We start from the raw sequence: 10,098 nt of genomic DNA on the forward strand, positions 1-10,098 counted from the left end.
CAATGACCCAGTCGCACACCATAGAAGCGTTGCTCCGTCCTGCTGTTGAGCTGTACACCGTAGCAGTATGCATAGTCGGGGCTTATCTAAGCCTGTTCGCGCCATGGTCACTGGCACTGACACCCTTATTTGGTGTTACCGCGGCTCTGTTTTTTCTGGGGTTTGGCTGGGTTCGTCTTCGCCAAGCGCTGGTGGTGCTGCGCTATCGACGCAACATCCGTCGCCTGCCGCGTTACGTGATGACCAGTAAAAACGTTCCAGTCAGTAATCGGCGCCTCTTCATTGGCATTGGGTTCAAGTGGGAACAGCGTCATACACAACGGCTGATGCAGACCTACAGGCCAGAGTTTCGTCGATACGTTGAGCCTACAGCGTTGTTCCAAGCCGTTCGCCACATGGAGGAGCGCATGGAGTACGTCAGTTTTCCGCTGAACCTGCTGCCGAAAGCGACCTCCTGGGACAGCCCTCTGAATCCTGTGCGCCCTCTTCCACCTGTGGGAGGCTCTCCACGCCTTCATGGGGTCGAACCGATAGAAGTCGAAGTGTCGCTGCCCTTGGGGGAGCGAGTGGGCCATAGCTTGATCCTGGGCACTACCCGGGTAGGTAAGACTCGGCTGGCTGAGCTGTTCATCACCCAGGACATTCGTCGGGTGAAACAGGTCAACGGATTACCAGAGTTTGAACCCGTGATTGTCTTCGATCCAAAGGGCGATGCTGACCTGCTCAAGCGCATATATATCGAAGCCAAACGTGCTGGCAGAAAGGGAGAGTTTTACGTATTCCATCTAGGTTGGCCGGACTTTTCCTCCAGGTATAACGCCGTGGGCCGCTTTGGACGGATCTCAGAGGTAGCCAGCAGAATTTCCGGGCAGTTATCAGGTGAAGGCAATAGTGCGGCGTTTCGCGAGTTCGCCTGGCGCTTCGTTAACATCATTGCCCGCGCGCTGGTGGAGCTGGGTGTTAGACCTGACTACCTGAAGATTCAGCAGCATGTGATCAATATTGATGCCTTGTTTATCGAATACAGCGGCTACTACTTTGCCAAGCATGATCCTAAAGCGTGGGAAGTGATCGTCACCATCGAAGGTGCGCTGAACGAAAAGAATACCCCGTTCAATATGCGTGGTCGGCAAAAACGCGTGACAGCCATTGACCAATACCTTGCGAAAACCCGGGTAGCTGATCCCGTAATGGATGGACTGCGTTCTGCAGTGAGGTATGACAAAACCTACTTCGACAAAATTGTTGCCTCGCTTCTTCCCCTCCTGGAGAAGCTGACCACCGGCCGCATGGCTGAACTGATATCCCCAAATTACACAGACTTGAATGACCCACGGCCTATCTTTGATTGGATGCAGGTCGTCCGTAAGCGCGCGATCGTGTATGTCGGTTTGGATGCTTTGTCTGACCCAGAGGTTGCCGCAGCCGTGGGCAACTCGATGTTTTCCGACCTGGTGTCAGTGGCTGGCCACATCTACAAATTCGGCATTGGCGACGGTCTACCCGGCGGTACCTGCGATCAGAAGATCCCGATCAATCTGCATGCCGACGAGTTCAACGAGCTGATGGGGGATGAGTTCATCCCGATGATCAACAAGGGCGGCGGCGCCGGCATTCAGGTCAGCGCCTATACCCAAACCATCAGCGACATCGAGGCCAAGATTGGCAACCGCGCTAAAGCGGGCCAAGTGGTGGGCAACTTCAACAACTTGTTCATGCTGAGGGTGCGCGAGACAGCGACGGCTGAGCTGCTGACCAAGCAGTTACCCAAGGTCGATGTGTACTCAACCACGTTAGTGAGCGGCGCCACAGACAGTTCAGATCCCTCCGGCAGTACCGACTTCACCAGCAACACTCAAGACCGGGTCAGCTCTACCAGCGTGCCGCTGATTGAGCCAGCTCACATTGTCAGCCTTCCTAAAGGACAGGCTTTCGCTCTGATCGAAGGAGGAAATCTCTGGAAGGTTCGCATGCCGTTGCCTGCTCCAGATCCCGATGAGCTGATGCCCAAGGATCTAAGAGCCCTGGCCGAGAATATGCGGAAGAGCTACGTCGATGGCGGTGGCGAATGGTGGACCAGTAGCGGAACACGCAACCTGGATGAATCGTTGCCGGCAGGCTTGCTGGATGACGTTTCGGCAGAGGCCGTTCAGGAGACACCGCACCTATGAGATGGCCATCGCGCATGGAGCTGCACTTTATCAATCTCAGAGCAATGACCCCCGCCGTAAGAGAAATCTCAGGTGAGCTCCAGTTGCTGCTGGGCTGCGCCAAGCTAGGCATCTACGACGGTCATGCGCTCTTTGAACAACTACAAGAGAAAGGCCTAAAGCCCTATTGGGCCAACCCCAGCAGCATACGGGTTGAAGACCCGCTAGCAGGCTCTCTGCTTGTTTGCTTTGAACACCGATGCATGACCATTCACTGATCAAGGGAAGACCATGGCAAGTGCGACTGAGACCGCCAGAAGCCAGCAGCAATACCGTGATAAGAGCTGGTTCAGCAAAGCCATAGGCCTGCCATTTGCTTTACTCGGCATCCTGCTCATTTCACTGTTCTTCAGTATTGTGATGGAGTGGATTGGACTGTACTTCTTCTGGCAGGAAGAAGGATGGCATCACTCGAGGGACATGCTGAATAACGAGCTGGAGTGGATATCCAAGTCGTTCACCCAGAGCCTGTTGATTCAAGACCCGGACCACACAGCACGTTGGCTCATTGGATTGGTATACGAATGGTGTTTTGTGAAAACGGGTCTGATTGAATGGGTCCAGCTTTCATCCGTACAAGCAAGGATGAACAGCTCAAAGGGTGGAGACCTTCAGTACCACCTAGGACTAGCTTACGTTCAAATCGAGAACTACGGCCTGGCAGCGATTTATGCGGCACTGACCTATCTGGCGAGGCTTTTGATTCTGACGCTGACTGTTCCTTTATTCCTGATGGCAGTGTTCACAGGCTTTGTGGATGGCCTGGTACGCCGTGACCTTCGACGGTTCGGTGCAGGGCGAGAGTCGGGGTTTGTCTACCACCGCGCAAAGATGATGATCGTGCCCATGATGGTTGCGCCCTGGATTATCTACCCTGCTCTCCCGATGACCGTAAATCCGATCTTGATACTGCTCCCCAATGCAGTTGCACTAGGATTTATAGTGACCATCTCCGCAGGAAGCTTCAAAAAATATCTCTGAGTGCAATTGCCCGCCCAGAACGAGAGTACATCGGCACGATGCAATGCCCTCAAGTATCTCGACCTACGACAGCAACTAGTGAGCGCCTGCCCTCGGCCAAAAGCGTTCATGCCTCCTGATAAAGCAGGCCTTCGATTAAAAACACAAACAACAAGCACAACACTTAACATCAGCAAAGATAACAACACTTAGATAGATCACCCTCCACAACAGGAAAAACCAACCGCACCTTCTAAATATCAGACTAAACGACTACTTCACTGTTCGACAACGCAAAACCCTCAGCAGCTTATGAAAGCAACAAATCTCTATTTATTGAAATCCGCCAAGTAGCCACCTCTACCATACATCAATCTATATAATCATCTAAACGCTCCTGCAGATGAGGACTCAATAAAACCGCCCATCTTAAAAACGCAGAAAATTCTTGTTTTTTATGCATAAAATTCTTTATAAGCTCGAAGGCTCGATCTCTATCAGAATCCAACCTCCCCTCATCGTCTTCATAAATGTTAATTTGTTCCAACAGCGAATAGTACTTCTTAAAAATACGTTTACGGAGATAAGCCCCTGCAACCATTCTATTACCCGTATCCTCCTGATTATATATACGACCTAGCAGCTCTGCAGTCTCTACAACCAACGGATCGTCACTCATAGCCTCAACAATAACTTCTTTCCCATAAGCTGTAACTGGAGGCGAGTGCTTAATTAAACGACAGACGTCAAGGTTCGGATTTGTACAATCAACAACTCTGGTTTCAGCAGCTTTGAAATTATTGCATCTAGCGCAAGAAAAAAACAAATTACTCCATTCAAACTGCATATCAGGCCGATCTCTACGAGATTCAAAATGCTCAACATTAAAACTAAGTGGGTCTTTTGTCTCACACAAGTAACACTTATTCAGAAAATCTTTACGTAGAGCTTCTGCAATGTCTTTCCCACGCCAACTCATTAACGCAAGGGTTATTGGAGCAGTCTCGCTTCTAGTCACATTAAACATCGTCTACTCCTTCGTTTTTCGGGCCAGATAGACGTAAAACTTTATTTTTAGCTTTTTCAAAGTACATCCTAGATTCCGGATCGAGAATTAGTTTGTAAGGTGAAACACTATCAATAAGTCCTTTAAATATCAGATAGTCCGGGGCAGGACTTGCCGCAAGCTTATCAAGCTGTACAATTTTCTCCTCCAGTTTTTTGGAAATCGCTGGCACCCCGAGTAGACCTTCGATAATAGAATCTACAGGATACATAGATAAGTCATGTGCGGTTTTTCCCGATGACAAATCGTAGATCAAAACGTCATCAACCGATGAAAGCACAAAAGGAGAATGCGTAGTTACTACATACTGAATCGCGGGAAACGACCGCATTAGGAATGGTAGAATTTTTCTTTGTAGAGAAACATGAAGGTGCGCATCTATCTCATCAATCAACACTACCCCTCTCAATTCCGAAGGAATTATCTTATGGCGTTCACACCGCATCAGCAAATCTGCAATAATACTGAAAATAGCCGAATACCCTGACGACAACTCTTGAAACTTTGCTCTTGGCATACCATCGCGAGATATAAAATACCTAAGTAGATCAGCATCAAACTCCAGACTTAGAGAGTCATCTTCAAAAAGATACTTAAGATCCTGCTCAAACTTATCGAGCCACGACTCAATCTCATCAAACCGAGATAAGTCACTGCTATTTAACGACGCAACTGCCGCCCTAACCTTCAAATTAACTATATGCTGCTCCAGCTCCTCACCATACTTGAAATCAGCATAATAACGAGCATTCTCCTTAACAACACCACCAGCTCCAGAGACATCCTTTATCTCTGCCTGCCTAGTAGCAGAAAACAACTTTAGAACCGCCACATGCTCCTTGAGTGACTTAGAAAACTCTTCGACCCCACTAATCTTAAAAAGATAGTCTCCTCGATTCTTTCGATAATTTTCACGGTGAATCTTCAGCAATCCTACATGAGATTCCATATGCTCCGGGTAATTCCGAATGCTAGCATGAGCATTTCTAATACCACTTATATAGTTAGCTTTATACGTGTAACCATGACCAAGAAAATCCTTTAAACTCTCATGCAACTTCCTTACAAAAGAAGTTTTTCCCGAGCCGTTTTGACCTACAATCAAAAGACTTTTCCCACGAGGCTTTACACTTACATACCTCGAGATACTTGGCACATAACAAAGTATAGATTCTAAAGCACCCATCTCACCTCCAAGGCACACAACTTCTCTTAAAAAAACCACCCCAACACCCAGTTAACCTTCGACCATAAACTCCCCCCAACGCTGACAAACATCCCACTCCTCTAGGGCTAGCAACATCCCTAGTAATAGCAAATTCTTCTTAACGAGAACGGCTGCACAAAATAAAAGAATGCAATAATTACTCAGGTCGTCACTCTATAATTCAAAGCTACCCAAGCAGCTCCTGAGAAAATTGACTTTTTCTTTTCATGAGCCTACGCAGATCTGCATAGATAGGGGTTGTTAACAAAACCCTAGCGGCCTGGCCTCATCATCCTTGAGTGTATCGGGGGTGTTGGTATTGCATTGACCCGCCGACACAGTCGTAGAACTGAAAATACCGTGATCGTGGCGAAAAGCCACCCTCTTTCAGTGGAAACCTAAAAATTTCTGAAGAAGCGCTGAGCATTATCGTCGAATCTTCTGAAAGCCCCCCCCCAACACCTCCACCGCAAACGGCTTCGTCAACACCCCCATCCCCACCCCCAACTGCCCATACCCCATTACCGCATTCTCCGCGTACCCAGTAATAAACAACGTCTTCAACCCCGGTCGCAGTTCCATCCCCGCTTCCGCCATCTGACGCCCATTCATCCCACCCGGCAACCCCACGTCCGTCACCAGCAAATCAATATGCACATCCGACCTCAGCAGCTTCAGCCCCGCCGAGCTGTCTACCGCTTCGATCACGGTGTAACCCAGTTCGCCCAGGACGTCGGCAAGCAGCATGCATACGGTGGATTCGTCGTCCACCAGCAGCACGGTTTCGCCGTGCTGGGCGACTTCGATATCCACTTGCCCCGGAGTCAGTTCGTCACCCGGCGCCGTGGTGGCGTGGGAGGTAGAGGGACACGCAGGTGCCTTCGCCTTCGGTGGAGTGGAGGTGCATTGGCCGCCGAATTGTTGGGCGAAGTTGTAGGCCATTTTCTTTCCGAAAAGCGAAAAGGGGACAGATTTATTTTTCTATCACTGTCCGCTTTTGGCCGATTCTGTTGAAAAAGTCGGCCATGGTTTGCACATCAGAAAAGTATGCGTCCGAGATCGAAATCTTTAATTTTGTCAGAGACCTCCGGACTCGGATTTCACGTAGCTGCGTGCAGAAAAGGCTTTTTCACCGCTCAATGCAAGGGCCGCCAGGTTGGGTCGACTTTTTCAACACAATCGGCCGATAGCGGACATTAGGAAGAGGCTATTGGCTGAAATCGGTTATGCAGGAAGACCTTCTAAGGCAAATTGTCTGGCGATCGGGCTGGCAAAAAGCCATATGAATCGGTCCTGCCATTCCGTTATGCTCCATGCGCAGTTTTGCATTCCAGGTACGGAGAGATTGGTAATGGGGATTTCAAATGATTAGTCGTGGGTCTGAATGGCATCGGTGGGAGCCGCACATTCATGCCCCGGGTACGGTTCTGAACAATCAATTTGGCTCAGACAACCCGTGGGAACCCTACCTTCAATCGCTTGAAGAACTGATACCTTTAGTGGAGGCGATAGCTGTTACTGACTATTACGTCACGGACACCTATGAGGCCGTCCTTAAACACAAAGAGGCTGGCAGGCTGCCCAGTGTCCAGCTTCTCTTTCCGAACATTGAGCTTCGCCTCGATGTTGCCGCGAAATCCGGCTTTGTGAACATCCATCTGCTGATCAGTCCAGAAGATCCTGATCACCTGTCAGAGATCAAACGCATCCTTAAGCGCCTTCAGTTTCAAGCTTTCGGCGACCGGTTTGATTGCACACGGGATGAGCTGATAAAACTCGGGAAGTGCGCTGACTCCTCGATTGTTGATGATGGCGCTGCTTTACGGCATGGAGCGACGCAATTCAAAGTCAATTTCGACCAGCTCCGAAAGGTTCTTGGTGAAAGCGACTGGGCGAAGAAGAACATCCTAGTCGCTGTAGCCGGTAATGCGGGCGATGGGACATCCGGAGTTCGACAGGCTGCCGACGCGACCATACGCCAAGAAATAGAAAAGTTCGCACATATCATTTTCTCTAGCAGCTCCGCACAGCGAGAGTTCTGGCTCGGCCAACGTTCTAGCATGACTCCAGAGGATTTGCGCATTCGCTATGGCGGATTCAAACCATGCCTCCACGGCAGCGATTCCCACGACCAGAAATCGGTGGGACAGCCGGTAGATAAGCGTTTCTCATGGATCAAGGGAGCACTCGAATTTGATGCCCTCCGTCAGGCTTGCATTGACCCAGAGGGGCGCGCTCACGTTGGCGAGCTGCCTCCTCGTTCTGCCATGCCTTCCCAAGTTATTTCCCATATAAGAATCAATAACGCAGCCTGGGCGGAATCGCCCAGCATCCCTCTAAATCCTGGGCTTGTGGCAATCATTGGCGCGCGAGGTTCGGGTAAAACCGCTCTCGCCGACATCATCGCTGCCGGCTGTGATGCGATCACCGAAGAGAGTTGGAGCGCAGATGAGAACAGCAGTCCATCCTTCCTGGCACGTGCTCGACGGTTGATGGGAGATGCATCCACTACTCTTACCTGGGGAGGGGGAGCCTCCATCGAACGCGCTCTTGATGGGAGGGACGCGAATGGCCATATGTCCTTTGCGCGGGCTCGCTACCTTTCTCAGCAGTTCGTTGAAGAGCTGTGCTCGGCAAAAGGTATGTCCGACGGCCTGGTGGACGAGATCCAGAGGGTCATCTTTGATTCACACACCCCAGATAGTCGCGATGGAGCTATCGATTTTGGCCAACTTCGCGAGCAACTGACGGCTCGCTTTCAACAAGCTCGCGCTCGAGAGGCTGCGGCAATTGATGACATATCAGAGCGAATCGCGATCGAATTTGAGAAGGAAAGCTCAGTTGCTTTGCTGACCACTCAAGTCTCTCAGAAAAAGCAGCAGCTCCATGGGTACTCCATCGATCTGGCAAAGCTCGTAGTCAAAGGTACAGAGGCGCATGCGATTCGGCATGCCCAGTTAAGTACGGCGGCCGAAAGCCTGCGAGGCCGAATACGGGACTACGGTAATCAGCGTCGCACCTTCGTCGCGTTACAGGACGAGGTACGGAGCATGCGAGCAACAGGTGCGCCTGAAATCCTTCGGCAGGCACAGGCCAGGCACACTAATAGCGGCCTAGGGCCTGAGCAGTGGGATCAGTTCCTCCTGATTTATAAGGGGGATGTCGACCAGAGTCTGACCGCCTATATCAAATGGGCTGACGATGAGATCGCGAAGTTTAGGGGCGTTCCCCCACCACCAGGCGACCCTCTAACTCCTCTAGTTGCCGATACGGTGGACATTACCTCTTTGGCACTAGCACCTATCACTGCTGAGATGACAAGGCTCGAAGCGCTTTTCAGTGCCGATAAGTTGATTCAAGATCAGTTCAAAGCTCTTTCCGACCGTATCACTCAAGAAAACACAATTCTCAAATCTCTTGAGAGCAGGCTTACAGACGCTCAAGGGGCAGAAGCGCGGCGTAAGATGCTCCAGGCCGAGCGTAGTGACACGTATGGTCGTGTATTCGAGGCAATCATCAATGAGCAGGGGGCCTTAGCCGATCTCTACCATCCGCTAATGGTACGTCTGGAGGCCTCATCAGGAACCCTACAAAAGCTCGGCATATCTGTTCGTCGATCAGCCGATGTCGGCGAATGGGGAATCATTGGAGAAGAAAAGTTGCTCGATAGGCGAAAGGGCGGGCCGTTCAACGGCCGAGGGTCGCTGATTGATGCTGCAACAAGAGAGCTCAAGCTTGTATGGGAGACGGGTTCCGCTTTGGAAATCCAGACAGCAATGGCGGCTTTCATGGATAAGTACCGCAGGGACTTTATCGCTCATGCTCCAGTTTCTCAGTCCCAGCAAGGGGAGTTCCGCGCTTGGTCTAAGCAATTTGCTGCTTGGCTTTACAGCACTGACCACATTACGGTCAGCTACGAGATTTTGTACGACGGTATCGACATCAGGAAGCTGTCACCAGGGACGCGGGGTATTGTGCTGCTCCTGTTATATCTGGCGCTCGACGACGCAGATGATCGACCTCTGATCATCGACCAGCCTGAAGAAAACCTTGATCCTAAATCGGTTTTCGACGAGTTAGTCTCTCTCTTCGTAGCCGCGAAAGCCAAGCGTCAGGTGATTATCGTCACCCACAACGCCAACCTTGTGATCAATACCGATGCCGACCAGATCATCGTGGCAACCTCGGGCCACCATACTCCGGGTGGCCTACCGCCTATTTCCTATGTGTCAGGGGGGTTGGAGAGCTTAGAGGTTCGTAAAGCAGTGTGTGAAATTCTTGAAGGGGGCAATACTGCCTTTCAGGAGCGAGCGAGAAGACTGCGGGTAAGGTTGGAACGGTGAAGTGTGAACGGGGCGGGAAGTCATACCCACCCCGCTCAGGGTCTGATGGTCTGCAAACAGGTGCGATAGCGCTCGTGATTTAAGATGAGTACGGGTATGACCAAAACAATCATCAGACCTACCTCGTCCCTGATACATGCGTGGGCTGTTGGATGATGAAGCGTTGGGGCTTTTTAAGAATGTCATAGATAATCAGTCAATAGACTAGTCAAACCAGGACACTGGACCGCTGTTTGAATCCCCAAGGTTTTTGTAGACGTTTCCGACAGTCCGCTTTTGGCCAACTATTGCTCGTACGAACGGTAGAAACCG

General features: G+C 50.6%; 5 protein-coding genes and 1 pseudogene. 3 read left to right on the forward strand and 3 right to left on the reverse strand.

Annotated elements, in window-relative coordinates; all coding sequences use genetic code 11:
• Window positions 1-2: 2 nt before the first annotated feature.
• Both traD and HU773_RS19060 read left to right on the forward strand, forming a co-directional pair.
• A complete protein-coding gene (gene traD, locus HU773_RS19055; RefSeq protein WP_186626086.1) occupies window positions 3-2,171 on the forward strand; it encodes a type IV conjugative transfer system coupling protein TraD in 2,169 nt (722 codons plus the stop codon).
• Between the two features lie 270 nt (window positions 2,172-2,441).
• A complete protein-coding gene (locus tag HU773_RS19060) occupies window positions 2,442-3,191 on the forward strand; it encodes a TIGR03747 family integrating conjugative element membrane protein (RefSeq protein ID WP_186626087.1) in 750 nt (249 codons plus the stop codon).
• Between the two features lie 349 nt (window positions 3,192-3,540).
• Here HU773_RS19060 and HU773_RS19065 read toward each other — a convergent pair whose 3' ends face one another.
• The 3 genes and pseudogenes from HU773_RS19065 to HU773_RS19075 all read right to left on the reverse strand — a co-directional run.
• Window positions 3,541-4,197, reverse strand: coding sequence for an HNH endonuclease family protein (locus tag HU773_RS19065; RefSeq protein WP_186626088.1), 657 nt, complete (start codon window positions 4,195-4,197; stop codon window positions 3,541-3,543).
• Entirely contained in the window at window positions 4,190-5,422 is a 1,233-nt protein-coding gene (locus HU773_RS19070; RefSeq protein WP_186626089.1) for an AAA family ATPase, read from the reverse strand. The genes HU773_RS19065 and HU773_RS19070 overlap by 8 nt, the downstream gene beginning before the upstream one ends.
• A 447-nt stretch (window positions 5,423-5,869) precedes the next feature.
• A pseudogene (locus HU773_RS19075) lies at window positions 5,870-6,394 on the reverse strand (response regulator); the annotation flags it as partial.
• A 413-nt stretch (window positions 6,395-6,807) separates the two neighbouring features.
• Here HU773_RS19075 and HU773_RS19080 point away from each other — a divergent pair.
• Complete coding sequence (locus tag HU773_RS19080) at window positions 6,808-9,786, forward strand: TrlF family AAA-like ATPase (protein WP_186626090.1); 2,979 nt, start codon at window positions 6,808-6,810, stop codon at window positions 9,784-9,786.
• The last annotated feature ends 312 nt before the right edge of the window (window positions 9,787-10,098 follow it).

It is taken from the genome of Pseudomonas shahriarae (genome assembly GCF_014268455.2).
In the GTDB taxonomy this organism is placed as follows: domain Bacteria; phylum Pseudomonadota; class Gammaproteobacteria; order Pseudomonadales; family Pseudomonadaceae; genus Aquipseudomonas; species Aquipseudomonas shahriarae.